Here is a 26224-nt window from a genome sequence, read left to right as displayed (position 1 = left end):
TGGCAGCCGCCCCCGCCGAAACCCGCCGCCTGTTCCACGGCCGTGGCCGCTGCTGGCCGGGGCTGGAGCAAGTGACCGTGGACTGGCTGCAAGGTGTGGTGCTGGTGGCGCTGTTCAAGGAGCCGGAAGCTGGGCAACTGGAAGACTTGAAGCAGGTGCTGATGGCGATCACCCGGTCTGGGCAGTGGGCAGAATCCGGCGCCCATACGCTGTTGCTGCAACATCGCTACCTGCTGCAAAGCACCACCGAATGGCTGCTCGGGGAAGTCATCGAGGAAATGACCATCACCGAGGGCGGACTGAAGTACCGGGTCGACCTGGGCCGCAAACAGAACACCGGGCTGTTCCTCGACATGCGCTACGGCCGCGACTGGGTACGGGCCAATGCCGAGGGCAAGCGGGTATTGAACCTGTTCGCCTACACCTGCGGTTTTTCGGTGGCGGCCATCGAAGGCGGCGCGACCCACGTGGTCAACCTCGACATGTCGAGCCCGGCCCTGAGCCGTGGTCGCGACAACCACCGGCTCAACGGCCACGATTTGAGCAAAGTGAGTTTCCTCGGCCACGACCTGTTCAAGTCCTGGGGCAAGGTGATCGGCAAAGGCCCGTACGACCTGGTGATCATCGACCCGCCGTCGTTCCAGAAAGGCAGCTTTTTGCTGACCAAGGATTACCAGCGTGTGCTGCGCCGCTTGCCGGAGTTGCTCAGCCCGCAAGGTACCGTGCTGGCGTGCATGAACGACCCGGCGTTTGGTGCCGACTTCCTGATCAACGGCGTGACCCGCGAAGCACCGAGCTTGCGGTTCGAGCAGCGGCTGGAGAATCCGCCGGAGTTTCCGGATGCGGATGTCGAGTGTGGGTTGAAGGCGTTGGTGTTTCGGCAGTAACACCGAGTCGTGACCTTCGCGAGCAAGCCCGCTCCCACATAGGCGTTGTGACGAGCCGAGATCCAGTGTGGGAGCGGGCTTATTCGCGAAGGGGCCAATGCATTCACCAAACCACCAAGGTTCAACGCGGCTGCAACACCAGCGCAAACAACTCGCCATGCCCGTTCACGTTGAGCTTGTGATAGAGGTTGCGCCGGTGCACTTTCACTGTCTCCGGGGAGATGCCCATTTGCTGGGCAATGGCCTTGCTGGAGAAGCCCTGGAGAATCAGGCGCGCGGTTTCGATTTCCCGCAGCGTCAGGCGTGCGTCGAAGCGATCGAGCAAGGTCGCCAGATCGCCGGCCGGCGGTTCGGCGACCGGCCCTTCCGGCGGCAGCAAATCCAGGTGTCGGCGCATCGCTGCCAGCACCCAGTCACGCACGCACAGCAGGCGGCCCTGCTCCTCAAGGCTGAAGCGCGTCGAACGCCCGAGGGACAGGCCGAGCACGGCGCCGTCGATGTTGACCATGAACTGCAACTCGTCCCCACCGACCACGGTGCTGAAGTAACTCAGGTAGTACTCGCTGTGCTGGAACTGGTCGGGGGCCACCGATTCGAGGCTGTGCAAGCCGTCGGCGATGCCCGCGCAGGCGGCTTGATAGAACGGATCGAGCAGGTACATGCCGGCGCGGTAGTCCGCCAGTTCTTCGTGCTCATCAGTGCTGCCCTTGGCATCGAAATCAATCAGCAGGCGCGGCACATGGCCCGGACGCATCAGCGCCACCAGGGCGTTGTCCAGCGGCACCAGCAAGCGCAGGGTATCGACCAGCGCACGCCAGAAACCGTCCCGCCCCACCGCCGTGAAAACCCGCGCCAGCCCCTGGTGCACCGGCAACTCTTTCAACAACGCGTCCACGCACTACCCCTTTTGAGTAACCCATGATGGGAATGGGTGAAGGCCACCCCGGTCGATACGCTGCAAACTCCTGATTACCACCGGCCATAGCAGGCCAGGAGTGCCGCATCATGAGTCGTCACCGCTTGTATTTCAATCTGGGGTTTGGCGCCTGTCTGGCCGTGTCGCTGTCGGCCTTTGCCGTCGAAACCCCGACCGTGCACGTATACAACTGGTACGACTACATCGGCCCCACCACCCTGCAGGATTTCAAGCGTGACACAGGGATCGCGCCGGTCTACGACACCTTCGACAGCGCCGAAGTACTCGAAGGCAAACTGCTCACCAGCCGCAGCGGCTACGACGTGGTGGTGGCGAGCAATTTCAGTTTGCCCACGCTGATCAAGGCCGGTGCCCTCGCCCCACTGCCCCGCTCGCAGATGCCGGACTTCAAGAACATGGACGCCGATCTGCTGGCGAAACTGGCCAACAACGATCCGGGCAACCAGTACGCCGTGCCCTACCTGTGGGGCACCAACGGCATCGGCTACAACATCGACAAAGTGCGCGCGGTGCTGGGTGACAAGGCGCCGGTGGATTCCTGGGACCTGGTGTTCAAGGAAGAGAACCTGGCCAGGCTCGGCGAATGCGGAGTGGCCATGCTCGACTCGCCGTCGGAGATGCTGCCGGTCGCCCTGCACTACCTCGGCCTGCCGCCCAACAGCACTAACCCCGAGGACTACAAGAAAGCCGAAGCGCTGCTGCTCAAGCTGCGTCCGCACATCGCCTACTTCAACTCGTCGAAGTTCATCAGCGATCTGTCCAACGGCAACATCTGCGTGGCGGTCGGCTGGTCCGGCGCGATGCTCGAAGCCAAGGCCACCGCCGAGCAGGCCGGCAACGGCGTGAAGATCGCCTACAGCCTGCCCAAGGAAGGCGCGCCGGTATGGTTCGACACGCTGGTGCTGCTCAAGGACGCACCGCACCCTGAACAAGGGATGGCTTTCATCGACTACCTGATGCGCCCTGAAGTCATCGCCCCGGTCAGCGACCACCTCAACTATCCCAACGGCAACCGCAGCGCCACGACGCTGGTCGCCGAGGCGACCCGCAGCAACCCGGCCGTCTACCCGCCAGCCGAAGCCATGGCCACCCTGTTCACCCTCCAGCCCCTGCCGCCGGCCACCGAGCGCGTGCGCACGCGGATCTGGAGCAAGGTCAAAAACGGTCAATGACGAGGACACCGCAATTCCCCTGTGGGAGCGGGCTTGCCCGCGATGAGGCCAGCACATTCAGCATTGATGTTGGCTGACATGACGCCATCGCGGGCAAGCCCGCTCCCACAGTAAAGCATCCGCCCCGCCATTTTTTTCTGCCACGAATCGAAGATGAGAAAACCCATGAAACCACGCGCCCGCGACCTGAACATCCCGATCGGCCAACTGCAACCCGGCCCGCTCAATGCCATCACCGACGTCCCCGGCGTACGGGTCGGCCACAGCAATGTACGAGGACGCACCGCCAACGGCCGCGACATCCTCACGGGCGTCACCGTCATCGAACCGCGCGCCGGTTCCACCAGCCAGCAACCGTGCTTTGCCGGTGTGCATGTGCTCAACGGCAACGGCGATGCCACGGGGCTGGAGTGGATTCGCGAAGCGGGCTTGCTGACCAGCCCCATCGCGTTCACCAACACCCATAGCCTGGGTGTGGTGCGCGATGCGCTGATTGTGCTCGACCGCGAGCAGCAACCCGATGACGGGCGTCTCTACTGGAACATGCCGGTGGTGCTGGAAACCTTCGACGGCTTGCTCAACGACATCAACGGCTTTCACGTGAAGCCGGAACACGTGGCCCAGGCCGTGCGTTCGGCGGCGGGCGGTCCGGTGACCGAAGGCAATGTCGGCGGTGGCAGCGGCATGATCTGCCATGAGTTCAAGGGCGGCATCGGCACCGCGTCGCGACGCTTGAACAGCGCCCAGGGCGGCTGGACGGTAGGGGCGATTGTCCAGGCCAACCACGGCATCCGCCATGAACTGCGCGTCGATGGTTATCCGGTCGGGCGCTACATGGAACAGGTCGATTCGCCATTCCTCAAGGCCTCGTTACCGCATCCGGGCATGGGTTCGATCGTGGTCTGCCTGGCCACCGATGCGCCGTTGCTGCCACACCAGTGCACGCGCCTGGCCCAACGCGCCAGCCTCGGCCTGGCCCGCACCGGCGGCGGCAATGAAGACCACAGCGGCGACATCTTCATCGCCTTCGCCACCGGCAACGATCAGGTGCCACCGGCCGCCTATGAGAGCAAGAAAGCACCGACCACCGACAACCTGAGCATGGTCAACAACGACCACATCAGCGAGCTGTTCCTGGCCGCCACCGAAGCCGTGGAAGAAGCCATCATCAATGCCTTGCTCGCCGCCGACACCGCCGAAGGCAATGGGCATGGGGTGCAGGGGCTGGATGCCGAAACGTTGCTCAAGGCGTTGCGCCGCGCCGGCTGGCCGGGGGATGCGACTAGTGGTACTTGAGTGAAACACTTGGTCTTTTTACGATGAACTTGCGCAGCCGTTTGTTGACTCAAATCGCTGCGCAGGTGGTGAGTGATCTGAACCCCTACCAAGCTCACCGCCTGTTTCATGCGCATCTTGAGCCTCTCGGCTCTACTTCCTCCCCATCAAAGAGCTTTGAGGCTCTTTTTTTGCCTCTGAAAACCAACACTATTCATTGTGGAAGCGGGCTTGCTCGCGATGGTGTGTCAGTGACACCACTTAGCCTGACACTCCATCGCGAGCAAGCTCGCTCCTACAAGGGGGTTTTCATTGGGGTTGGGGGATGCACAGCGAACGCCACGCCGCCTGCGCCAGCATGTCCCGGTACGCCTTCGGGCTGCCCTTGACCCGACCCGACAACCAGGCGCGGCAGTAGCTGTCGGCCTGGCCGACGATCAGTGACAGTATCAACTCCGCCGGAAAACTCCCCAGCTCATTACCCTGTGCCCTCAGCCACTCCAGCAACTGCTTGTTGCGCGTCTTGTTGCGGGTGGCGAGTTCATCCTTGAACGGCCCCTTGGTGACGGCAAACCTTGCGTGGTACTGGAACCGTGCCCACTCCGGCTGGCTATCGACCCAATCCACATAGCTGTGCACCAGCGCATGCACCCCTGCTTCGGTGGTTTGTGCGTCAGCCAGGTAGCTGTCGCGCAAACGGGCCTGATCATCGAGGGCGGTAAAAAACAGCGCCGCCACCAGGCCTTCCTTGTTGCCGAAATGGTGATAGATCGCGCCGACGCTGGTATCGCATTCGGCGCGAATCATTTCGATGGTCGTGGCCTCTATCCCCTGTTCATTGAACAGGCCGAGGGCTTTTCTGAAGATGTCGCGCTTGAGTTCGGCGCGTCGTCCGGGGTAGCAGCGTTCGAGCAGATCGGCGGTATCCATGCTGAAAAACAGTCCGGAAAAGTCATGGGTGGAGGCTGGCGGTTGCCAGCGAACAAGTGGCGCTAGGTTGACAGATTTCCCTTCGACAGAATACTGTTCCGTCACAGAACATTATTCTGTTACGGAATAATGTTCTGCAAACTGTCATCCTCAAGAGGCAAAAAAATGAGTCAGTTCCTCAGCATGTTCAACAGCGCAGGGCCAGAAGGGTTCAGCAAAATGGCCTGCCAGGTGGCGCCCTATTTCTCCAGCATCAACCCGCTGGTCCAGGACTTGCGCAAAGGCTCTGCCACCGTGCATGTGCCGTTTGCCCGGGAGATCACCAATCATTTGGGTACGGTGCATGCGATTGCCATGTGCAACGCCGCCGAACTGGCCGCCGGGATGATGACCGACGTCTCCATTCCTGCCGGCGCACGCTGGATTCCCAAAGGCATGACCGTGGAATACCTGGCCAAGGCCAAGAGCGATGTGACGGCGGTGGCCGCGGGGGATGCAGTGGACTGGACCACTGAAGGCGACAAGATCGTGCCGGTGGACATTCACGATGCCGAGGGCAAGAAGGTGTTCACGGCGCGGATCACCATGAATGTGAAGCTGGCCTAAACGCTGACCGCAGTTAAATGTGGGAGCGAGCTTGCTCGCGATAGCGGTGGTTCAGTCAACATTGATGTTGAATGTGGTGCCGCCATCGCGAGCAAGCTCGCTCCCACAGTTTTTTCAGTGTTGAGTGGATTGTGATCAGACCAGGCGCAACCGGGGGCCAGACACCGGCACCGCATCATCACCCAACCGCTCCCGCACAAACTCCTGAGCCTTGCGCGTCAACTGGTCCAGATGCCGGTCGCGTTGTTTTTCCGCGTCGGTCATGGCCCGCTTGCCGTGCTTTTGCAGCAGGTAGGTATGAATCTGCCGCACCTCCAGCGAGCTGTAGATCGACGCCACGTCCAGCAGCGCCATCAAGCCATCGGTGGCGTGGTCACGGGTGTTCATCAACACCTGGGTCGCACGCACGCCCACTACCTGAAAGCCCATCGCCTCGAAATACGGCACCTTGGCCACCGCACAGGTCAACTCGGCATGGGGATAACGGCCGACCATCTCCCGCAGCATCCGCCGGGCCACGCCCTGGCGCCGATATTCGGCCTGTACCGCCATGTACGCCACGCCGCAAGCCTCGGGGTCGTCCTGCACCGGCAGGTACAGCAAAAAGCCAATCACCTTTTGCGGGTCGTCTTCGTCAGTGGCAACGATCAACTCCACGGCAATGCCCTTTTCTCCGTTCAGCGCCTCCAGATACAGATGCACCTCATAGCCGATCGCGTATTGATAGAGGTTGTACAGCAGGTTGCTAGGCGGGATCGCGACCATGCTGATGTCGGTCAGGTTGTCGACCACCATCTGCAGGATCTGGCTATTGATGTGCTCGGGGCACGGGGTCTTGAAATGGCTGATCAGGGGCATTGCGGTGACAGGCTCCGGGAGGCAAGGGCCGCCTATCATAGCGCGCCTGACACCTGCGGTCCGAAGGGTGATGGACAGACATCCCCCCTATTCATGAGCCAAATGCATCGCCGGCGTTTGCGTTACGGCTGGAGGCGTTGCGTTTTCGAGGCTGACAGCAGTGACTCAGGCACAATTTGTGCTGGATGTAGTTGCCTCATCGCGAGCAGGCTCGCTCCTACAGGGGACTGCGGTTTTGCCCACTCCTCGATCTTCTGTGGGAGCTCGCATGCTCGCGATGGCATCCACCACCACAACGGTCTGCGGTGTGAATGGGGGGGAATCAATGGGTAAAGCCCCCCAACTGTGAGGATTCCCACCCACCAGGCCACTACGACTAAAGTCCAAATCGCCAGTCTTCTGATATCAATCAGGTTTTTGTCTCCCTCGATCTCCCCGCGATTGGCGCACCTCTTGCATTGAGCGAAATGCGAACGTCTGCCACACCGGCGCGCCCCGAGGGGAACAACATGAAAAAAATGCCTGACCTCCAGTCGCTCGGTTTTTTCCGAAAACCGGGCATCGCCGCTGTGTTGCTGATCAACGTCAGCATCGGCACCGCCAATGCCGTACCGCTAGATGATTTCGGCCCGCCACCACCGACGGACCCCTCGGCGTATAGCAACCCGCCGGCCGACCTCGATGCCGCGGCGGCTGCCCTACGGGCCATGCCACCCGTCAACCAGGGCTCCATCGCCCTGCCCAATGGCGCTTATGGCACCCGCCTCACCACGCCAACGACTGATAACGTGCTGCCGCCAGCCCTGCAGACATCATTCAAGATCCCCACCAACGGCAAGCCCAGCCCATTGTTCGGGGCCCAGCCGTACACTCAGCAACTGCTGCTGTTCGAAGAATTCGGCACGGAAAAACTCGACCCGACACTGCCGGCACCGCCCCTGACCTTCCCGGTTCCGCTCGTCGGCCCGGCGCCCACGCAGGACCCGAACAACATCGCCCGCAGCGGCCCTTCGCCCACAGCGCTGGTAGCCTTCATGCGCCAGCCGGGGCTGTACCCGTTTCCGTCGCAGTATTCCAACGTGCTGGATCGCAACCCGTGGAAAGCGCAGATCGAAGCCTTCCTCAACCGCCATCCGGTCGGCTCGCCGGCCGAAGGTCGTCCGCCAGGAAAAGGCTGGTCGCACCAGCGCTGGAACGAGTTCTACCCACAGGTCGGCTTCAAAACCGCTCAAGCGGGCGCCCAGCTCAACAGCGGCATGCGCGACCGCCGACAGTTGCACAACTACGCCGTCGGTGAGTTCGGGCCTGGCGGGCTCTACAACCAGACTTCGAGCACCCCGGTCATAACAGGCACCACCCAAGGCATAAATGTTCGTTTTCACCCCAACATGCCGATTCAGAACCACAAGGCGCTCTGGACCTTCGACGGCACCTTTCCGCCAAAACTGTTGATGGTGCGTTACGGTCAAGCCGCGCTGATGCGCCACTACAACGCCCTGCCGATCGATCCAGCGGCCAACATGGGGTTTGGCCTGCACACCATTACAACCCACGAACACAACGGCCACTCCCCGGCCGAAAGCGATGGCTTTGCCGGTGCGTTTTTCTTTCCGGGGCAGTACTACGACTATCGCTGGCCGATCCAGCTGGCCGGTTACGACACCATCAACACCAGCGCTCAGGATCCGCGTGCGGCGTTCCCTTGCGCCCCTGGCGAAACCCTGTTCGTCAACGATGCCACTCCAGGCCTCAAGACGTGCAACAACGGCAGCATCAAGATCCGTGGCGACTGGCGTGAAACCATGAGCACCCACTGGTTCCACGACCACATGGTCGATTTCACCGCGCAGAACGTCTACAAGGGCAACGCGGTGATGATGAACTACTACAGCGCCCTGGATCGCGGTAACGAAGCCTTCGAAGACGGCGTCAACCTGCGCCTGCCCAGCGGTTCGGCGCTGCCTTGGGGCAACCGCGACTATGACGTCAACCTGATGGTGGCCGACAAGGCCTGGGACGCCAATGGCCAACTGTGGTTCAACCCGTTCAACACCGACGGCTTCCTCGGCGATCAGATCCTGGTCAACTGGCAGTACCAGCCGCGCCTGAACGTGCGGGCGCGCAGCTATCGCTTCCGCATCCTCAATGGCTCGGTGTCGCGCTACTTGAGGATCGCACTGGTGCGTGAAGTCGCCGGCACCGGCGGCGAATTCCCCGGGCCGGCAGGCTCCGGCGTGTCTTATACCCGGGTGCCGTTCCACTTGATCGCTAACGACGGCAACCTTATGGAACATGCTGTGCCGTTCGACGGCAGCATGGACCTGGAAGGTAACGGTGACCTGCAGAACCACAACGCCATCCTGCCCACCATGGGCATCGCCGAGCGTTACGACATCATCGTCAACTTCGCGAAAAACGGGATCAACACCGGCGACAAGCTGTACTTCGTCAACCTGATGGAGCACCACGACGGTAAGGGGCCGGAGGCTACACTGCTGAGCCTGGCCGACGTGCTGTCCGGGAAGTACAAGGCGGTGCTCAAGTCGGGCAGCAAAGGGCTGGAATGGGACGGCGGCGACCCGGCGGTGGGCAAGTTCATGCAGATGGTGGTCCAGCCTTATACCGGCCAGGACGTGAGCATGAACCCCGCCGACTACGAACCCGCCAAACCGGGCAAGCCGGCCGGCAAGACCATGATCCCGCTGACCCTCAACCGCGATGATCCGGTGGTGCAGGCCAAGCTCAAGGTGGCACGGCATCGCGAGTTCATCTTCGGCCGCTCCGACGGCACCGACCAGGAACCCTGGACGATCAAGACCGACGGTGGTCAATTCGGCTTCCCCATGGACACTCGAATCATCAGCGCCGCTCCGCAACTGGCCAACGGCCCGACCCCTGCCGGGTTCTCCGGCGACGGCACCCTTGAGGTGTGGAAAATCAAGAGCGGCGGCAACGGCTGGAACCACCCGGTGCACGTGCACTTCGAAGAGGGGATCATCCTCCACCGCGATGGCAACCCGCCGCCGGAATGGGAAAAATGGGCCCGCAAGGACGTCTATCGCATCGGCGAGGGCATCGACAGCTCGGTGGATGTGGAAATGGCGGTCCGTTTCCGGGAATTCGCCGGGACCTACATGGAGCACTGCCACAACACCCAGCACGAGGACACGTCCATGTTGCTGCGCTGGGATATCGAGCACCCCGGCCAGTTCCAGTTGATGCCAGCGCCCCTGCCCGGCTGGGATGGCGTCACCTACGTCAATTCCTCCGCATTGCCAACCTTCCGCACTGGCGATACCCGTGCCAATAACGACGGCGATAACCAAAAACCGATTGCCAACCCCGACAGCGCCATCAGCAGCAACGACCAACCGCTGACCATCAACGTCCTGGCCAACGACACCGACCCTGACGGTAATGTGCCACTGAAAGTGGTGGGGTTGGAGCAACCGGACTCCGGCAAGGGCGTGGTCAGCACCGATGGTACGCGCGTGATCTACACACGACCGGCCTCGGTCCTCACGCCGTTCACCGCGACCTTTGTCTATAAGGCCGCCGATGCCAAGGGTGCGGAATCGGCACCGGCGACGGTGTCCGTGGCGGTCGGGGCAGTGGTCGTCGAGAACCTGATCGTCACCAGCGCTACCGTCATCGCCCGCAGCAACAACCGCTGGTATTGGGTCCTGTCCGGCACCACCACGCGTGGCACGGGCAATACCATCACGGCGACTGTCACGACCACATCCGGTCCGTTGAACCTTGGCGCCGCCACCCTGACGCCTACGGCTACAGGCGCGCGCTGGAATATAGCGGTGACGACCGTCGGCAGTGGCCCGTCGCCTGGTGCGACGGCGACTGTCACATCGGCCTTCGGCAGAACCGTGACGGTGCCAGTGCACTAGAGCGCAGTGATCGGCGCCCGGTCCATGCAATGTGGACCGGGCGCTTTTTTTTGTGGATCGTACGGTGGTGCCGAGGCCTGATTAATCTCAGCCTTTGTATTGACTGTTACAACGCCATCGCGGGCAAGCCCGCTCCCACAAGGATCTTCAGTGAGCACAGAAATTATGCTCGACGCAGATCCCCTGTGGGAGCGGGCTTGCCCGCGATGGTGGCCCCTCGGTCGATCAGAAAAACCTCTCCATTTTCCCATCAGCATGGTCACGTCAATGGCCGGCAAATTATCGATGGGGTCTCCAGTCACCGCTGCGGCGCCACCATCCGAAAGCGGATATTGATCTCGTTGGACACCACACTGTCCGCCCACTCGCCCTTGCCTATCTTGAAGTCGTCACGCTTGAGCACCAGCTGGCCCTCGAAGATGCCGATGGCGCTCTCCGATTTCAGCTTCACCGGTACACTCACTTCCCGAGTAAGCCCCCGCAGGGAAAGCTTGCCGGTGATGGTGTAGCTGTTATTGCCCAGGGCCTTGATGGACGTCGACTCGAAGGTCGCCACCGGATAAGTCGCGGTGTCGAACCACGCCGGCTTTTGCAGCTCGGCATTGGCGTCGCTGCTGCCGGCGTCGATGCTCTTCAGGTAGATGGTCAGCGCGGCATGGGCGGCGCCGGGGTTATCGGTGTCGAAGTCCAGTTTGGCCTTGAACTTGCCGAAGGTGCCGTAGGTTCTCGAACCCATCTGCTCATAGGTGAAACTCAAGGTGCTGGCCCTGGCGTTCACATCCTTGTATTCCACGGCTCCAGCGAACGGCACCGGGCCGAACACCAACGTGCCGGCCAGAACAACGCAACGCGCGGATCGAAGGTTCATGGCACTCTCCGGGAGGGCTCCCGTCTTGAGTTGGCGTGCCGCACACGAGGGGTGGCATCAGATGACTAAAGCAAACAACCGGCCTTTATTCCACTTCACACGGAGATTTGCGACCACCTGCCGATGGCCGTCAGCGCTACCCGCACTCCCCGCGTTGCCACGCCCGCTGCAACAGCTCGATCACCTCGGCATCCGAGGTCTGGGAAAAGTCCATGTACCAATGGCCAATCGAAGTGAACCACTCGGGCAGCAGCGGGCAAACCAGCTCATCCACCTCGCCGCGCAGCGCCTGCGCCGTCTCGATCGGCGCCACCGGCACCGCCACCACGATGCGCGATGGCGCCTGCACCCGCAGCGCCTGGATCGCCGCCCTCATCGAAGCACCGGTGGCCAGCCCATCGTCGATCAGGATCACCACCTGATCCTTGAGCTGCACGGACGGCCGCGTGCCGCGGTAGACCTTCTCGCGGCGCAGCAGTTCGCGGGTTTCCCGTTCGACCACGGCGTCGAACGCGGCGCGATCAATCGGATGCACCCGCAGTGCCTCTTCATTACGAATCTGGATGCCACCGCTGGCAATCGCACCCATGGCGTACTCCGGATGGGACGGCACGCCGAGCTTGCGAACCAGCATCAGGTCCAGGCGAACCTTCAGCGCCGTGGCCACCTCATAAGCCACCGGTACGCCGCCACGGGGCAAGGCCAGAACAATGACGTCGGGGCGATGTGCGTAAGGCAGCAGCGGCTCAATCAAACGCCGCCCGGCCGCGGGCCGGTCTTGCAGGATGGAATGGGACAAGGGGCTCATTTGAAAACCTCCCCAGGCGATCGCGCCTGTCTTTTTCAGTCACACCGTCCTTTTGTGGCGAGGGGGCTTGCCCCCGTTTGAGTGCGAAGCGCTCACAAAAATCGAGAATTACCTTGAAGTTTTTGGGGCCGCTGCGCAGCCCAACGGGGGCAAGCCCCCTCGCCACAAGGTTCAGTGAACAGCATGCCCCTCCCGCCGCGTCCCGCCTACACCAACCGCTCAATCTTCTGATGCTGCCACACCAGTTTGTAATACAACGTCTGCAGCACCAGCATCCCCAGATACGCCACCGGAAACGCCATCCACACCCCTTGCAGCCCGAACTTCGCGTCCAGCAGATACGCCGCCGGCAACTGCACGCCCACCACGCACACAATGGAAATCGCCACCGGCACCATCACTGTGCCGCTGGCGCGCATGATGCCGCCGATGATCGCCTGGAAACCAAACACCAACAGGCTCCAGAGCATGATGTGCAACAAGTGCCGGGCCATGCTCCGCGTCGCCTCTTCGGTCAGGAACGACGCCAGCAACCACTGCGACAGCAAGTAACCCAATACAACCAGACCACCGGTCAGGCACACGTTGATCATCAACCCCGTACGCAGAATCGGCCCCATGCGCTCGATGCGCCCGGCCCCGATCGCCTGCGCCCCCAGGATCGAAGCGGTAATCGCAATCGACAGCGCCGGGAACTGCACGTAATTGACGATCTGCGTCACCGCGCCGTACGCCGCCGTCGCCTGGGAACCGTGCCGGTTCACCAGGGCCAGAATCACCAACTCCGACAGCGACAACACCACCATCTGCAACCCGGTGGGCAAACCGATGCGCAGCACCTTGCCGAGAATCGCCATGTCCAGCTTCATCGCCGCAAAGAACTCCCGGTCCGGCGCCAGCGGATGGCCCTTGCCAATCAGCCGCCACGCCAACAACCCCATCGCCACCAGGTTACCCACCAACCCGGCAAACGCCGCACTCTGAATCCCCATCGGCGGCAACCCGATCCACCCGCGAATCAACGCCGGCGTCAGCGCCAACCCCACAATGGTCGACACCACCAGCGCCAACAGCGGCGACAACGTATCGCTCACCCCGCGCAACAACTGCGTGAACAACACAAACACCAACAGCGACGGCATGATCCACAACATCACATGGGCATACGCCACCGCATCGTCCAGCACATCCCCCGGCGTCCCCAACCCCACCAACGCCGACCGCGCAAACACACTCCCCACCACCGCCGCCGCCAACCCGATCAACAGCCCCAACAACAATGTCGCCCCGGCAATCGCCTTCACCAGATGCGTCTCCCGCGCGCCCCATGCCTGCCCGATCAACACCCCGGCGCCAGCACCGAGGCCGATGACCAGGGCGATGAAGAAGAAAACAATGGGGAACATGCCGGATACGGCCGCCAGGGCTTGGGTGCCGAGCATTTGGCCGATGTAGATACTGTTGACGGTACCGGACATGGATTGCAGGAAGTTCGACAGGACCATCGGGGCGAGGAAAAGCAGGTAGGTTTTCCAGAGGGGGCGTTGGGGGGTTGGGGTTTGCATTGGATAGAGGTCCATCTCGACGGCGGGAGGGCTGATTGACGATGGCTTCGGTGAGTCAAAACCAGGGGGTAATGAACATCTCAGGTCTGTGTTTATATTTCCAGCGACGTGATGTGGAAGATCTGAAGTTTCATCATCTATGGGGCCTGCACAAAGCTCGGAATGCCTCACCTTCTCCGCTGATTTCATGCCGCTTATAGCCAGCCCCGCTCGACGTTCTGCAAGCCATGGCGGAGTACCGCATACGCACGGTGACGCCGGTGTTGGAGAGCATTGCCTATCGTGACGAGACTGGTCGGAGTTTGCGGGCGCAGGATAGATTTTACGTAACAACGCAGACTTCAAGACGATGTTTGTAAGCGTCCGGTCATCCCACCGCATGATCCCTGAGGCTTCACAGCGAGGCCCACTGAACGCCCGGAATTGACCGGGCTTTCAGGTCAGCATGATGGTCATCCGGGACTCTAGCCTAGTGAAAAAAGAAATAAAAACCCCCTGTCCTCATGCCTTTTTCTGGTCGAATCAAATTCGTCTGCTAGATTTTCTTTCGGTCTGGTTGCTATCCAGTCAAGTCTCTCGAAAACTCCAAAGCAAGGACGCTCCCTCATGAACAAGACTCCTCTATTTGCCTGCTGCCTGCTCGCGACGGCGGTGTTTCTCGGGGCGGCTGGCGTGCAGGCACAGAGTGAGCCGATGGCTCAGGTGTCCGGCCCTGAAGCGGATGTAAAGGTGACCGAAACCTATGTGCGCATGATGGCGCGCGAGGCGTATTTCTGGGGTTGGCCGATGGCCAACATCTATAACCGGCGGCAGAAGTTCAAGGACCTGCCGGAAGCCGGCCTGATGGGCGGCATCGTGCCCGTGGCGCCGATCAATCATCTGTCGATGCTCACCGATTACATCTCGCCGGGGGAACGCCTGGTGGCTTGTCCGAACCAGGACGTGGTCTACGGCGCCGGCAGCATTGCGCTGGATCTCGAGCCGGTGGTATTGCAGGTGCCGGATTTCGCTGACCGGTTCTGGGTTTATCAGGTCGTGGATCTGCGTTCCGACAGCTTCGCGCAGCTGGGCAAGATGTACGGCACCAAGCCCGGCTTCTACCTGTTGGTGGGCCCGGACTGGAATGGCAAGGTGCCTGAGGGCATCACCCAGGTGTTTCGCGCAAAAACCAACACCGGTTTCGTGATTCCACGGGTATTCCAGGACGACACGGCCGAGGATCGCAAGGCGATTCAGCCGTACCTGTCCGGCATCGATATGTACCCGGTGTCCAGGTACGACGGCAAACTCAAGCAGCGTGACTGGAGCAAGTCGCCGAAATTCCCCGCAGAAACGGCAGGCGCTGAAGAAACCCGCTGGGTGCTCCCGGAAAAATTCTTCGATGAGCTGCCGGCGATCCTCAAGGATGCCAAGCCGTTGCCCGGCGAAGAAGCACGCTATGCGCAACTGTCGACACTGGCACAGATCGCCCAGCGTGATCCGGAGTTGAAAAAGGCCATGATCGACGAGGCGCAAAAGTCCGACGCCGAGGTGGTCAAGCCGCTGTTGCAGTTCCGCAACTATGGCAAGCAGTTGCCCAATCACTGGAGCACCATCGACAACGGCGCAGCGTTCGGTACCGATTACTTCCTGCGCACGGCGGTTGCCCGCTCGAACATCTTCGTCAACAAGCAGATCGAGACCAAGTACTTCTATCAAGACCTGGATCAGTCCGGCGCGCGCCTCAATGGTGGCAGGCGCTACAGCGTGACATTCCCCAAGGACGCCTTGCCGCCGGTCAAGGGCTTCTGGTCACTGACCTTGTATAACGAGCAACACTTCTTCGCGGAAAACCCGCTGGGCCGCTATTCCCTCGGCACCAAGAACAAGTCGCTCAAACCCAATGCCGACGGTTCGCTGACCCTGTACGTGCAGAGCGAGTCCCCGGGTGCCGACAAGGAAAGCAATTGGCTGCCCGCGCCCAAGGGCGCCGACTTCTCGCTCTACGTTCGAGCCTATTGGCCCGAAGCTGCCGCGATGAACGGCCAGTGGACACCGCCAGCGGTGGTCAAGCTCAACTGAGGCTGTGCCTGCATCACCTTCAATCTGCGCCACATAAGGACATCCCATGAGCAGCTTGCGTAATACCCTGACCGCCCTGGCAGTGGCGGTCTCTCTGAGCGGCGTCGCCGATGCCGCGTCGCGTTACGAGGAACTGGCCAACCAGCCCTTCAAAAACGGTTTCCCGACCGAGGCCACCGCCCGCAGCCTGACTGACGAGCTGATTTTCCAGCGCGCCGTGCAGTCGTATCTGTGGGCCTTGCCAGCCATCAACATCTGGTCGATGAAGGAAGCGTCGGAGAAACAATTCGGTGCCGGCTACAACATTCTGCCGACCTGGAAAAAACGCATCAACGCCAAGACGTTGGTGACCACGCCGAACTCCGACCTGGTCTACGCCATGAGCTATCTGGACCTGAAAAATTACGGCCCACTGGTGGTCGAAGCACCGCCCGGCGTACAGGGGATGTTCGATGATTTCTTCCAGCGGCCAATTGTCGGGCCGACCATCGATGGCAAGACCTGGCGCGGCGATGTCGGCCTGGCCGGCCCCGACAAGGGCAAGGGCGGCACCTATGTGCTACTGCCCCCTGGCTATACCGGTCCGGAACCCACCGAGGGCTACGTCTACCGTTCGCGCACCAACAACGTGTTCCTGTTCTGGCGCACCTTCTTCAAAGACCCGAAAGACCTGAGCGTGCCGGTGGCCGAAGTCGAGCGCACGAAGATCTATCCGCTGGGCAAGAAGGATTCAGCCCTGGCGATGCAATTCCCCGATGCCACCGGTGCACCGATCAACATGCTGTTCCCCCAGGACGGCCGTTATTTCGACCTGCTCTCTCGCTTCATCGAGTCTGAGGCGGTGGATCCGGCGGACATGGACATGCGCGGCTTCCTGCACACCATCGGCATCGAAAAGGGCAAGACCTTCGCCCCGGATGCCGGGCGGCGCAAGCTGCTGGATGACGCGGCGCGCACCGCGTTCAAGATGAGCAAGGTGGTCAGCAATAATCTGCTGGTCAACGAACCGGGCGGCCTGTACTACAAGGACCGTCAGTACGTGAATACCTTCGCCGGGGAGAACACCGAGTTCCAGTCCAGCGGCACATTCACCAACCTGGAACAGCGCGTGGCCTTTTTCACTTCAGCCTACTCCGACAGCCCGGGCATGGTGATGAACATGGTCGGTGCCGGGGCCAAGTATCCTGCCACCTCGCGCGATGCCGATGGCAAGTTCCTCGATGGCGCCCACACCTACAAGCTCAACCTGCCCGCCAATGTGCCGGCGGCGTTGTTCTGGTCAGTGACTGCCTACGACAACCTCACCGCCTCGGGGCTCGACAACGGCCAACCGTTCCCGTCGCTCAATCAAATGGATAAACCGGCACCGAATGGCGACGGCTCGACCGACATCTATTTCGGCCCGGAATCACCGGGCACTGGCAAAAACTGGATTCGTACCGTACCGGGCAAAGGCTTCCTGGTGATTGTGCGTTTGTATGGCCCCAAGCAAGCGTTTTTCGATCAGAGCTGGAAGCCCAGTGATTTGATCAAACAGTAACGATGGCCTCGCATTGCCCCGTTACTAAACGAGGGGCAATGCGAACAAGCCAGCAAGCGACACGCCAAGCGCCTCTTACGTAGTTGCCGAAACCGCTTTGATTGGGACAGTATTCATGAGCAGACATCTTCTTGCGCGAGCCATATTTTTATCAACTTTGGCTCCGCTCGCAGTGTGCGTACAAGCGGATAACGCGGATACAGCCAATAAAAGCAACAACCCGCTGAACCTGGCGCCTGGCGTCAACCTTCAGGATTACTACACACCCAAGCTGTTCGATACCAACGCTCACACCAACGATGCCCTGTTGCGTGGCGCGCTGCCGATGGCTGCGAATGACTTCATCGGCGTCCCGCAGCTACTGCGCGTCACCCTCCCCGTCAGCACCCGCCCCGATCCGCATAACGGCTACAGCACCGGCATCGGCGACCTGAACCTGTTCGACATTTTCCTGCTCAAGACCGAAGGCGTGCAGTTGGGTGTCGGCCCGCAAATCACCGCGCCGACCGCAGGGCAAGACGAATTGGGGACTGGCAAATGGCAGGCCGGACTTTCCGCCATCGCCATCGACGCTTCGCCACGCGGGCTGCTTGGCGCACTGGTTCAATACCAGAGTTCGTTCGCCGGCGATCACGACCGACCGCACGTGGAGTCTGCGACTTTCCAGCCGTTCATCATCCACAACCTGGAGAAAGGCTGGTACCTGCGTTCGACCGGCATCTGGACCTACGACCTGAAGAACGACACCCACTACATCCCCATCGGGCTGGGCATGGGCAAGGCCTGGAAATCCGCTAGCAATATTCTCAACGCTTTCATTGAGCCGCAATGGACTGTAGAGCGTAAGGGCGACGGTCTACCGCAGTTCACCCTGTTCGCCGGTATCAACGTCACTTTTGGAAAATAAGGATATTTTTACCGGCACTGAAAGGTCGATTTTATGGCGCGTTACGCAGCTGTCTGCCTTAGCCGGAAGTCGCCAATGGTGAATGGAAACAACCGCTGCTGCCCCCCGGTAAACCTGTAAATCAAGAGCAGCAGGTTCACCGCCACAAGGAGCTACACAATGGGTTCATTTTCAAGACTGGGCTGCTTCAGCGTCGCCACCCTGGCGCTGCCCCCCATGCTCGGTTTCGCCGACAATGCTCGAGACTGGCAAAACTTGCCGACCGACTTGGACATGGTGTTCGGCTATTACAATCGAATCAAGACCAACACTCCCATCGACACCTCTTTGCCGCTCGATGGTCTGTCGCTGGATGCCGATCTGTATATCGCCCGTTACGCCCACTCATTTTCAGTTGATGGGCGCAACAGTGCGATCCAGATCCTGCAACCCTACGCTGATGTTTCAGCCTCTTTCGACAATGCACAGTTTTTCAACGGCACGAAGCGCAACGGCGGCATGGCCGATACCCAGTTCGTACTGGTTCACAACCTCTTTGGTGGCCCGGCGCTGACCAAAGAGGAATTCGCCAACTGGACCCCGGAAACCTTTGTCACAGGAGCGCTCTGGATCACCGCGCCCACAGGGGATTACAACAAGAATCGGGTGATCAACATCGGCTCCAATCGTTGGGCGTTCAAGCCGGAAGTTGCCTTCGGCACGCCGATCGGCCCGACGTGGCTGGAGATCAACAGCTACGTTTCGCTGTATGGCGACAACAACGATTACCAGGGTAATGGCAAACTCGAGCAGAAGCCGTTGTACGCCGTTGAGGGGCACTACAGCTACACCTTCAACCGTGCACTCTGGGCCTCTCTGGACGCGACCTACAGCCGCGGCGGCGAGACCAGGATCAATGGGGACTGGCAAGACAACAAACAGGAAAACGGCCTGCTCGGCGCCAGCATGGGATTCATGCTGGCGCCCCAGTTCGGTGGTCTGCTGGCATATTCCGATACGGTGTCGGAGCGCAGCGGCTCACCTGATGTGGAGACCTGGACCTTGCGCTTGCAATACGCCTGGTAATGGAATGCTGATCAATGCCCTTTGTATGGATGCGATCAGGTATTACGTTCATGGGTGCACTGCTGACAACCGGCCAGCTCGTCTGCCCGGCCAGCGACCCAGGCCGGGAGCGGGGGTGAATCTTTAAATTCGGCAAGTTGCCAATGCGCATCAGCGCTGAGATTCAGTATTGCGTGGTAACGGGCGCCGAATGCGGTGCCCGGCTGGCCTCATGAACCCGCTGCCTGCTTTTTCCGATCAATGATCTATGCTCGTGTACGGCAGTAAACCAGCTGGAGCCCTCGGCGCATCCAATCGCTGATCAGGACATCCAGGGCAGAGAGGACTGTGGTGACGGGAGCAACACTATGATGAAACCGGAATATTCAACCTGCATGAAATGGATCGCAATCGCTGCCGCCTCGGCGGCTCTGATTGCAGGCTGCGCCAGCCAGAACGATCCCGTGGCCCAGGCCGGGAAAGCCGACGCAGCCAGGGGCATTGCCGCACCCAGCCTCACCGAGACGAAGGCCATCGCCGAGGAAGCCTTCATCTACGGACTGCCGATCGTCATGAACTATGCGGTGATGTATGAGTACGCCGTGGACAAGAACGGCCCACAGTTCAAGGCCCCCTTCAACCAGATCAAGAACGAACCCCGCGTCTTCACCTACCAGGACACGGCCGTTGTCACCCCCAACAGCGACACCCCCTACTCCTTCCTCTGGATGGACCTGCGCGCCGAGCCAATGGTGCTCACGGTACCGGTAGTCGAAAAGCAGCGTTATTACTCGGTGCAATTGATCGACGGCAATACCTACAACTACGGCTACATCGGCAGCCGCGCCACGGGGAACGGCCCGGGCAACTACCTGGTGGTCGGGCCTGACTGGAAGGGTTCCACGCCACCGGGCATCAACAAGGTCTTCCATTCGACAACGCCCTTCACGGTTGCAGGCTATCGAACCCAGCTCTTCAATCCCAAGGACATGCCGAACGTGATGAAGGTGCAGTCGGGCTACAAAGTCCAGCCGCTGTCGGCGTTTCTGAAGCAACCGGCGCCGCCTGCATCGCCGGTAGTCAATTTCCTTCCGGCCACCACAGCGGGGATCAAGGAGAACTTCTTCGAGTACCTCGATGCCGCGCTGCAGTACGTGCCGCCAACGCCGGAAGACAGGGAGATTCGGGCCCGAATCGCGCGAATCGGCATCGGGCCGGGCAAGAGCTTCGAGTTCAAGGATCTCTCGCTTGAACACAAGGCCGCCGTCCTGCTCGGCATGAAGGAAGGCGACGAAAAGGTGGACAAGTGGTTGTCCGGCGGACTCAAGGACGTCAATGGCTGGAACATCGGTTCGTTCTTTGGCGACCGTCATTTCTACAACGGCAACTGGCTGATGCGCGCGGGCGCGGCCAAGGGCGGTATCTACGGCAATGATGCAGTGGAAGCCACTTATCCCATCACCCGCACCACAGCGCTCGGCAAGCCACTGGACGGCAGCAAACACAACTACACGCTCACCTTCCCCGCCGGGCAGCTGCCGCCGGTGAACGCCTTCTGGTCGGTGACCATGTACGACGGCAAGACCCAGCTCCTGATCAAGAACCCGATCGACCGCTACCTGCTGAACTCGCCCATGCTGCCCGGCATGAAGAAAAGCAAGGACGGGGCGCTCACCCTCTACATTCAGCGGGACTCGCCCGGCAAGGCACTGGAAGGCAACTGGCTGCCCGCCCCCGACGGTCCGATCTACCTGGTGATGCGCCTTTATTGGCCCAAGGAGACACCGCCTTCGATCCTGCCGGCCGGCAAGGGAACGTGGAAGCCAGCAGGCATCGTGGTATCGAAATAGAACCGGGCGCGCCAGATCGCACAGCCCCCCGGCATTTTCCGGGGGGCTGCCCTTTCTCAGGAAGGTAAATACCGCGTCACACTCGCGTCCAGCAGCTTGATCAGCGCAGGCTCCATGAACTGGAACTCATCAGGTATGTTCAGGCAGACGATACGTTTGCCTGTCAGTTCGGAGAAAAATCGCGCTGTCAGTTTTTGTCGATGGATCGGCTCCATCACACATATCAAATCAGCCCACTGCAGCAGCTCAGGGCTCACGGGAACAACAGCCCCGTAGTCGACACCTGCTGAAGCTGTTTCCACGCCGGGCCAATCAGCGAACCGTTGCTCGGCCGACGGACTTCGCAGCCGATTCTGGCTGCAGATGAAGAGAACGTTCACATCGGATGACTCCAGACAGTGTTCGTGCCCCGAAGTGGGAACGGGACACTGTTTTATGTTGAAGCAGATGGGGCGTGCCGTCAGCTACCTTGGGTCGTGGCGGTTGGTGGGGTTGAGAGCACTGCAAATTATCGCTGCTGCTCTGTGTTTAAATTTTCAACAAAGAGACACGAAAGGTCCGAGTTTTCATCATCAAAGGTCCTACATAAAGCTCGGAATTCCTCACCTATCGCGCTGATTGCATGCGGCCTATAGTCAGCCCCGTCGCCCAAATGGCGATTCGGGTTTGGCGACCTGATCATAGAGAATGCGAAGGCTATCCGCTTCATTGCAGGTATCATCGCACCCGCAAAGCCGCTGTTATGGCGGCTGTGCGCGGGAGACCCTCGGGTCTGCCGGTTTTCTCTATTGCCGGTTCGCCAACCTGCGCACAGCTGCCACCCATTCGTTTGGCGACGACTGAGTGACGGCTTAAGCCAATCAAATAGAGATCTTCAAAATGAATCGATATATGCCTCTCACCGGAATCGACCTGGTTCCGACTTCCCTGCTCATTGATACCGAAGCCCCACTCGACGTCCTGCAAGCCATGGCGGATTACCGCATTCGCACGGTAACGCAGGTACTGGAGAACATTGCTTATCGCGCCGAGATTGGTTGTGACACGGTGGTGTTGTCGGACTTTTCCAAACTGCTGGTCATTCCGTTGCGGGATGGTTGTGACTTGATGGATGTGATTGGGCGGTGGTTGCGGGCGCAGGTGGAAGAGTGACTACATTTGGGTGTCGAAGGCGTCTGTGTACTTCTTTTTGTCTGTCCCCAACGACAGCTGAGGACGGCGGAAGGGTAAAAGACTAGATCAGTCGGACAACAATGGCGATGACAACAAAGATTGCCAGAGCCAGGGCGGCACCGATGCTGAACGGCACCACAGCAGAGCGGATCGCGTTCGGGGCGGGTCTACGCATCTCTTCGGCAAAAGCTGCAACGTCGCGGTGCAGTTGTTCAATGCTGGATTGATTCGTATGTTGTGTGGACATACTGCTACTTCCTGTGTGGGTCACGAGTCGTGTCTGCTGTGGCGAGTACGAATGCTCAAAACTTCGCCCAAAGGCTGACGGCGGCGACGATAGCGGTCACCATACCAGCCCCCACCGCGATCGGGTACCAGAAGGTCTCTTGCCTGAGCTTGCGCTCTTCTGCCGTGAGTTTTCGGGTTTCGGCCATGGACCTTCGGATTTCGACTTGCAGTTTGTCGAGCTCCAGATTGTCACGGTCGTTTTGTAGCATGGCTCATCCCTTCGGGCTTGCTGTTCAAAAGGTTCTCCCCGAACGGCCGGTGATCCCCCCTTTCTGCCCGGTCAATATTTCCCGTTTTTCACTTTTGGAATAGTGGGTTACTCCTGCCGAAGTTGTAGGCAAAATCCGAGAATGGAGCCGAAAAAGAAAAGCTGATCGCTCACAACACATCCCCCCAAAGTGCCAATCGATCCTGCCCACAGTCGATTAGCTAAACTTCATGAGTAAACCACTTCGCGAAGCCCTGACAGTCAGGAGGCGAGCATGAGCAAACAACCTCAACCCCAAAGCCGCTCCAACCCCCAACCCAGATCCCGTCCGGTTGTGCCAAGCCTGCCCAGCAAAACCGGCAACAAGTCCGGTGGCTTGCGCGGCAACTATCCGCCGAAGAAGTCGTAATGACCTCGGGTGTACGACAGGCTTTGCAACGGAGCCCGTCGTACTCCCCCCGCCAATTCAGCATTACTTGCCTCTATATCGGACATTGTTTTGCGCGAGCGACGTCGTAACTGCCAAGAATGATGGCCAAGGGCTACGCTCTCCACGAATTCTCAAATACACCTCGACCACGCCGCCAACAGATTCTCATCCCTGACTCTGAAAACGTCTGCACCTTTAACGCACCCAGCTTTTCGCGATGTCCCGTGTTGCCATAAACCCTGCATTTTTCTGGCTCATTTACATGGAGTAAGCGTACATGCCCTTCCCCCCTCGTTTCCTCGACCACTACCGCAAAGCCGACCGCATCATGCTGGGCCTGATCTGGCTGATGTTCGCTTTCGCTATCGGCCTGGCGTTCTGGCATGACACGTTCAAGCAGGCGCTGCTGGTGGGCGGTGGCACCAGTGTGTTGTTGACGCTGTTGTACCGAGCCATCGGCGGGTCGCGGTTGATGCGCTGTTTGCTGGGCGTTGGCTTGATGGTGATGGCAGCGTTGCATATCAATCAGGCCGAGGGGGTCATTGAGTCGCACTTCGGGATTTTTGCGTTGTTGGCGGTGCTGACGTTTTATCGGGACTGGCTGCCGATTCTGGTGGCGGCAGTGGTGATTGCGCTGCATCACGTGGTGTTTCATGTGCTGCAGCACCAGGGTTTTCCGGTATATGTGATGGCGCATCACGGTGGCTGGACGATGGTGTTCGTTCACGCTTTTTATGTGGTGATGGAGACGGTCGCACTGCTGTATCTGGCGGTGCACAGCCAGGCCGATGCGGTGGAGAGCCAGGACATGCTGGACAAAATGCTCGCCACCACGTCGCAGTTCACCGCCAATGCCGAACAGAGTGACAAAGCGCGGGAGCATGTGTCGCTGGCGCAGCGTTTCGATCAGTTTTTGATGCAGATCACCGCGTTGGTCGACGGGGTAGTGCGTGACTCTCACGGCTTGGGTCAGTTGGGCCAGGAGTTGGCCAAGGCGAGTAATACGCTGGAGAAAGGCGCGAAGCATCAGCTGACGGAAATCGCGCAGATGACAGGGTCAATGCAACGCATGGGCGATGCGATGGAGCACATCGTGGTGCATGTCGAACATGCCGTTGAACATGCCGGCCAGGCCAGTGCGCAAGTCACTCGCGGTCAGGAAAGCGTGAACCGTGCGCGACAGGAAATCACCCAGTTGGCCTCGCGCCTGGAAGGTACCAACCAGACCGTGCAGGAGCTGGCCGGGCAGGCGCAGCAGATCGGTTCGGTGCTGGAGGTAATCAGCAGCATTGCCGAGCAGACCAATTTGCTGGCGCTCAACGCGGCGATTGAAGCCGCCCGCGCCGGTGAGCAAGGCCGGGGCTTTGCCGTGGTAGCCGACGAAGTGCGCAGCCTGGCGCAGCGCACGGCGGTGTCCACCAAGGAAATCAGGACCATCATCGAGGCCTTGCAGCAAGGCAGCCGCAAAGCCGTGGAGGCCATGCAGGACAGCCGCGAAGGTGTGGAGCGTTGTGTCGAGGACAGTCAGTTGGCGGCGGCGATGTTGCAGGCGGTTGGCAGCGATATCTCGCAGATCGATGAACTCAATGGGCGGATTGTCACGACGACCCGCGAACAATCCACGACGAGTTTCGAGATTGTCGGTCGCCTGCAATCGGTGCAGAGCATTGCGCAAAACACGGCGGATGATGTGGAGACTCTGGCATTGAGCAGTCGGCGCTTGCCGCCTATTGCCACGCGGCTGGATGCACTGGGGCGTACGTTTCATCAATGATGGCGTCGTGGTTTACATGAACAATTTTTCATCTTGTAAATCACAGCCTTACATCACTTGATGGAGCAACCAAGCCTCAAACAGAACTAATGGTTTATTCGCAATCTACTGACAATCCCATCACATTCCGCCGGATAGCCTTGTTGCTCCAGCCGCTTCACGCAACGTGCGAAATAGTGATGAAAAATTCGTTAGTCAGGTTTCTGAAAAGTGACCAGGGTGCACTGATCCTTCTGCTCGGCGTATCCGCGTTTCTATTGCTGGTCGGGTTGGGGGCAAGGGAGCTTTGGGGGGCGGAAACGCGCTGGGCGAACATCGCGCTGCAAATGTTGCAAACCGGCGATTATTTCGACCCTTATCTCAAGGGCATGCCCTATTACGACAAGCCGCTGCCTTCCTATTGGTTGATTGCGGCCACTGCCCACTTGATGGGCGGCCTCGGGCACTGGTCGCTGCGCTTGCCTTCGGTTCTGGCGGCGTGGCTGAGTGTCTGGCTGGTCTATCTGATCGGTGAACGGCTCTTTAGCAAAGGCACCGGTCTGATTGCCGGCTGGTTTCTGGCGACGACGTTCTTTTTCGTGTTCTGGGCGCGGGTCGCCACGGCCGACATTTTAACCGTTTGCGGTGTTTTGGCGGCTGTCTGGTGGTACTGGCGCGGCCCGAATGACACCCGACTGAGTCGCTACATCGTATTTTTCCTGATGCTGGCACTGACGTCGCTGTTCAAGGGCTTGATCGGGTTCATCCTGCCGGGGCTGATGCTGTTGCCGCATCTGCTCAGCGAGGGACGCTGGAGAAACCACCTCAATCTGCGCCTGTTTCTGGCGATGCTGCTGGGCGGTGTGGTCTACATGCTGCCGTTCATGCTGTCGCACCGCTATGGCACGCCGACTTATGGGCCGAGCGGGCTTGGCCTGGTGTTCCAGGAGAACGTGGTTCGATTTTTCAAGCCGTTCGACAACATCGGCCCGATCTATACCTATCTGCTCTATCTGCCGGTGTACACCCTGCCCTGGGCACCCTGCTGGATGCTCGGCCTGTGGGTGGCCCTGCGCAGTTGGAAGCACACCGAACCCAACGTTCGCTGGCTGATCCAGGGTCTGGGGTTGCTGTTTCTGTTCTTCACCGCCAGTGGCAGGCG

23 protein-coding genes are annotated in these 26224 nt (G+C 60.1%); 14 read left to right on the top strand and 9 right to left on the bottom strand.

The window, feature by feature from the left end:
* Positions 1-887 (top strand): class I SAM-dependent methyltransferase (locus PMI29_RS09140; protein ID WP_008000803.1); only part of this gene is annotated, 887 nt, incomplete at its 5' end.
* A 121-nt stretch (positions 888-1008) separates the two neighbouring features.
* On the opposite strand, the gene PMI29_RS09145 is transcribed toward PMI29_RS09140, so the two are convergent.
* A complete protein-coding gene (locus PMI29_RS09145) occupies positions 1009-1782 on the bottom strand; it encodes a helix-turn-helix transcriptional regulator (RefSeq protein ID WP_008000802.1) in 774 nt (257 codons plus the stop codon).
* Positions 1783-1892: 110 nt separating this feature from the next.
* Here PMI29_RS09145 and PMI29_RS09150 point away from each other — a divergent pair, with 110 nt between their 5' ends.
* On the top strand, positions 1893-2996 hold the full coding sequence (locus PMI29_RS09150; RefSeq protein WP_008000800.1) for an extracellular solute-binding protein: 1104 nt from the start codon (positions 1893-1895) through the stop codon (positions 2994-2996).
* Positions 2997-3161: 165 nt separating this feature from the next.
* Entirely contained in the window at positions 3162-4292 is a 1131-nt protein-coding gene (locus tag PMI29_RS09155) for a DmpA family aminopeptidase (RefSeq protein WP_008000798.1), read from the top strand.
* A gap of 288 nt (positions 4293-4580) precedes the next feature.
* Here the strand turns inward: PMI29_RS09155 and PMI29_RS09160 are convergent, their stop codons facing one another.
* Entirely contained in the window at positions 4581-5201 is a 621-nt protein-coding gene (locus PMI29_RS09160; RefSeq protein WP_008000796.1) for a TetR/AcrR family transcriptional regulator, read from the bottom strand.
* 165 nt (positions 5202-5366) lie between these two features.
* Between PMI29_RS09160 and PMI29_RS09165 the strand changes: the two genes are divergently transcribed.
* On the top strand, positions 5367-5807 hold the full coding sequence (locus tag PMI29_RS09165) for a hotdog fold domain-containing protein (RefSeq protein WP_008000794.1): 441 nt from the start codon (positions 5367-5369) through the stop codon (positions 5805-5807).
* 135 nt (positions 5808-5942) lie between these two features.
* On the opposite strand, the gene PMI29_RS09170 is transcribed toward PMI29_RS09165, so the two are convergent.
* Positions 5943-6665 (bottom strand): GNAT family N-acetyltransferase, encoded by a 723-nt coding sequence (locus PMI29_RS09170; RefSeq protein ID WP_008000793.1) that lies wholly within the window; start codon positions 6663-6665, stop codon positions 5943-5945.
* 509 nt (positions 6666-7174) lie between these two features.
* Here PMI29_RS09170 and PMI29_RS09175 point away from each other — a divergent pair.
* The gene (locus tag PMI29_RS09175; protein WP_008000790.1) at positions 7175-10567 is read left to right on the top strand and encodes an Ig-like domain-containing protein; all 3393 of its coding nucleotides are present in this window, start codon (positions 7175-7177) and stop codon (positions 10565-10567) included.
* Between the two features lie 298 nt (positions 10568-10865).
* Here the strand turns inward: PMI29_RS09175 and PMI29_RS09180 are convergent, their stop codons facing one another.
* From PMI29_RS09180 to PMI29_RS09190, 3 genes are all read right to left on the bottom strand, one after another.
* On the bottom strand, positions 10866-11435 hold the full coding sequence (locus tag PMI29_RS09180) for a YceI family protein (RefSeq protein WP_008000778.1): 570 nt from the start codon (positions 11433-11435) through the stop codon (positions 10866-10868).
* A 136-nt stretch (positions 11436-11571) separates the two neighbouring features.
* Complete coding sequence (locus tag PMI29_RS09185; RefSeq protein ID WP_008000776.1) at positions 11572-12243, bottom strand: phosphoribosyltransferase; 672 nt, start codon at positions 12241-12243, stop codon at positions 11572-11574.
* Positions 12244-12449: 206 nt separating this feature from the next.
* Positions 12450-13808, bottom strand: coding sequence for an MATE family efflux transporter (locus PMI29_RS09190; RefSeq protein ID WP_008000773.1), 1359 nt, complete (start codon positions 13806-13808; stop codon positions 12450-12452).
* A 606-nt stretch (positions 13809-14414) separates the two neighbouring features.
* Here PMI29_RS09190 and PMI29_RS09195 point away from each other — a divergent pair.
* The 5 genes from PMI29_RS09195 to PMI29_RS09215 all read left to right on the top strand — a co-directional run bounded on the left by PMI29_RS09195 (position 14415) and on the right by PMI29_RS09215 (position 21210).
* On the top strand, positions 14415-15869 hold the full coding sequence (locus tag PMI29_RS09195; protein ID WP_008000771.1) for a DUF1254 domain-containing protein: 1455 nt from the start codon (positions 14415-14417) through the stop codon (positions 15867-15869).
* A gap of 46 nt (positions 15870-15915) precedes the next feature.
* Positions 15916-17409, top strand: a complete 1494-nt coding sequence (locus PMI29_RS09200) for a DUF1254 domain-containing protein (protein WP_008000769.1) — start codon at positions 15916-15918, stop codon at positions 17407-17409.
* 115 nt (positions 17410-17524) lie between these two features.
* Positions 17525-18316, top strand: a complete 792-nt coding sequence (locus PMI29_RS09205) for a hypothetical protein (protein ID WP_008000767.1) — start codon at positions 17525-17527, stop codon at positions 18314-18316.
* Positions 18317-18475: 159 nt separating this feature from the next.
* Positions 18476-19381, top strand: coding sequence for a transporter (locus PMI29_RS09210; RefSeq protein WP_008000765.1), 906 nt, complete (start codon positions 18476-18478; stop codon positions 19379-19381).
* Between the two features lie 350 nt (positions 19382-19731).
* Positions 19732-21210, top strand: a complete 1479-nt coding sequence (locus PMI29_RS09215; protein WP_050548084.1) for a DUF1254 domain-containing protein — start codon at positions 19732-19734, stop codon at positions 21208-21210.
* A gap of 56 nt (positions 21211-21266) precedes the next feature.
* On the opposite strand, the gene PMI29_RS0130325 is transcribed toward PMI29_RS09215, so the two are convergent.
* Positions 21267-21590 carry a low molecular weight protein tyrosine phosphatase family protein gene (locus tag PMI29_RS0130325; RefSeq protein WP_033052556.1) on the bottom strand — a complete coding sequence of 108 codons (324 nt, stop codon included), beginning with the start codon at positions 21588-21590 and terminating at the stop codon, positions 21267-21269.
* A 499-nt stretch (positions 21591-22089) separates the two neighbouring features.
* Between PMI29_RS0130325 and PMI29_RS09220 the strand changes: the two genes are divergently transcribed.
* A complete protein-coding gene (locus tag PMI29_RS09220; protein WP_008000761.1) occupies positions 22090-22362 on the top strand; it encodes a hypothetical protein in 273 nt (90 codons plus the stop codon).
* A gap of 82 nt (positions 22363-22444) precedes the next feature.
* Here PMI29_RS09220 and PMI29_RS09225 read toward each other — a convergent pair whose 3' ends face one another.
* Positions 22445-22630 (bottom strand): hypothetical protein, encoded by a 186-nt coding sequence (locus tag PMI29_RS09225; protein ID WP_008000758.1) that lies wholly within the window; start codon positions 22628-22630, stop codon positions 22445-22447.
* Between the two features lie 55 nt (positions 22631-22685).
* Positions 22686-22880 carry a hypothetical protein gene (locus PMI29_RS09230; protein WP_008000757.1) on the bottom strand — a complete coding sequence of 65 codons (195 nt, stop codon included), beginning with the start codon at positions 22878-22880 and terminating at the stop codon, positions 22686-22688.
* A gap of 273 nt (positions 22881-23153) precedes the next feature.
* On the opposite strand from PMI29_RS09230, the gene PMI29_RS32865 reads away from it, so the two are divergent.
* The 3 genes from PMI29_RS32865 to PMI29_RS09240 all read left to right on the top strand — a co-directional run.
* Positions 23154-23288 carry a hypothetical protein gene (locus PMI29_RS32865; protein ID WP_008000755.1) on the top strand — a complete coding sequence of 45 codons (135 nt, stop codon included), beginning with the start codon at positions 23154-23156 and terminating at the stop codon, positions 23286-23288.
* Positions 23289-23586: 298 nt separating this feature from the next.
* Complete coding sequence (locus PMI29_RS09235) at positions 23587-25083, top strand: methyl-accepting chemotaxis protein (RefSeq protein ID WP_008000748.1); 1497 nt, start codon at positions 23587-23589, stop codon at positions 25081-25083.
* A gap of 179 nt (positions 25084-25262) precedes the next feature.
* Positions 25263-26224: ArnT family glycosyltransferase (locus PMI29_RS09240; RefSeq protein ID WP_008000747.1), on the top strand; the 962-nt coding region annotated here is incomplete at its 3' end.

It is taken from the genome of Pseudomonas sp. GM49, assembly GCF_000282355.1.
Lineage (GTDB): Bacteria > Pseudomonadota > Gammaproteobacteria > Pseudomonadales > Pseudomonadaceae > Aquipseudomonas.
The sequence above is the reverse complement of the archived record's forward strand: the minus strand, read 5'-3'. Positions and strand labels throughout refer to the sequence as shown.

What these genes read in the sequence shown, in the direction of transcription:
- PMI29_RS09160 (WP_008000796.1), bottom strand. Translation starts at nt 5,201, where the DNA reads ATGGATACCGCCGATCTGCTCGAACGCTGCTACCCCGGACGACGCGCC.
- PMI29_RS09210 (WP_008000765.1), top strand. Translation starts at nt 18,476, where the DNA reads ATGGGTTCATTTTCAAGACTGGGCTGCTTCAGCGTCGCCACCCTGGCG.
- PMI29_RS09225 (WP_008000758.1), bottom strand. Translation starts at nt 22,630, where the DNA reads ATGTCCACACAACATACGAATCAATCCAGCATTGAACAACTGCACCGC.
- PMI29_RS09155 (WP_008000798.1), top strand. Translation starts at nt 3,162, where the DNA reads ATGAAACCACGCGCCCGCGACCTGAACATCCCGATCGGCCAACTGCAA.
- PMI29_RS09230 (WP_008000757.1), bottom strand. Translation starts at nt 22,880, where the DNA reads ATGCTACAAAACGACCGTGACAATCTGGAGCTCGACAAACTGCAAGTC.
- PMI29_RS09205 (WP_008000767.1), top strand. Translation starts at nt 17,525, where the DNA reads ATGAGCAGACATCTTCTTGCGCGAGCCATATTTTTATCAACTTTGGCT.
- PMI29_RS09220 (WP_008000761.1), top strand. Translation starts at nt 22,090, where the DNA reads ATGAATCGATATATGCCTCTCACCGGAATCGACCTGGTTCCGACTTCC.
- PMI29_RS09190 (WP_008000773.1), bottom strand. Translation starts at nt 13,808, where the DNA reads ATGCAAACCCCAACCCCCCAACGCCCCCTCTGGAAAACCTACCTGCTT.
- PMI29_RS09195 (WP_008000771.1), top strand. Translation starts at nt 14,415, where the DNA reads ATGAACAAGACTCCTCTATTTGCCTGCTGCCTGCTCGCGACGGCGGTG.
- PMI29_RS32865 (WP_008000755.1), top strand. Translation starts at nt 23,154, where the DNA reads ATGAGCAAACAACCTCAACCCCAAAGCCGCTCCAACCCCCAACCCAGA.
- PMI29_RS09185 (WP_008000776.1), bottom strand. Translation starts at nt 12,243, where the DNA reads ATGAGCCCCTTGTCCCATTCCATCCTGCAAGACCGGCCCGCGGCCGGG.
- PMI29_RS09235 (WP_008000748.1), top strand. Translation starts at nt 23,587, where the DNA reads ATGCCCTTCCCCCCTCGTTTCCTCGACCACTACCGCAAAGCCGACCGC.
- PMI29_RS09215 (WP_050548084.1), top strand. Translation starts at nt 19,732, where the DNA reads ATGAAACCGGAATATTCAACCTGCATGAAATGGATCGCAATCGCTGCC.
- PMI29_RS09150 (WP_008000800.1), top strand. Translation starts at nt 1,893, where the DNA reads ATGAGTCGTCACCGCTTGTATTTCAATCTGGGGTTTGGCGCCTGTCTG.
- PMI29_RS09170 (WP_008000793.1), bottom strand. Translation starts at nt 6,665, where the DNA reads ATGCCCCTGATCAGCCATTTCAAGACCCCGTGCCCCGAGCACATCAAT.
- PMI29_RS09200 (WP_008000769.1), top strand. Translation starts at nt 15,916, where the DNA reads ATGAGCAGCTTGCGTAATACCCTGACCGCCCTGGCAGTGGCGGTCTCT.
- PMI29_RS09175 (WP_008000790.1), top strand. Translation starts at nt 7,175, where the DNA reads ATGAAAAAAATGCCTGACCTCCAGTCGCTCGGTTTTTTCCGAAAACCG.
- PMI29_RS09180 (WP_008000778.1), bottom strand. Translation starts at nt 11,435, where the DNA reads ATGAACCTTCGATCCGCGCGTTGCGTTGTTCTGGCCGGCACGTTGGTG.
- PMI29_RS09165 (WP_008000794.1), top strand. Translation starts at nt 5,367, where the DNA reads ATGAGTCAGTTCCTCAGCATGTTCAACAGCGCAGGGCCAGAAGGGTTC.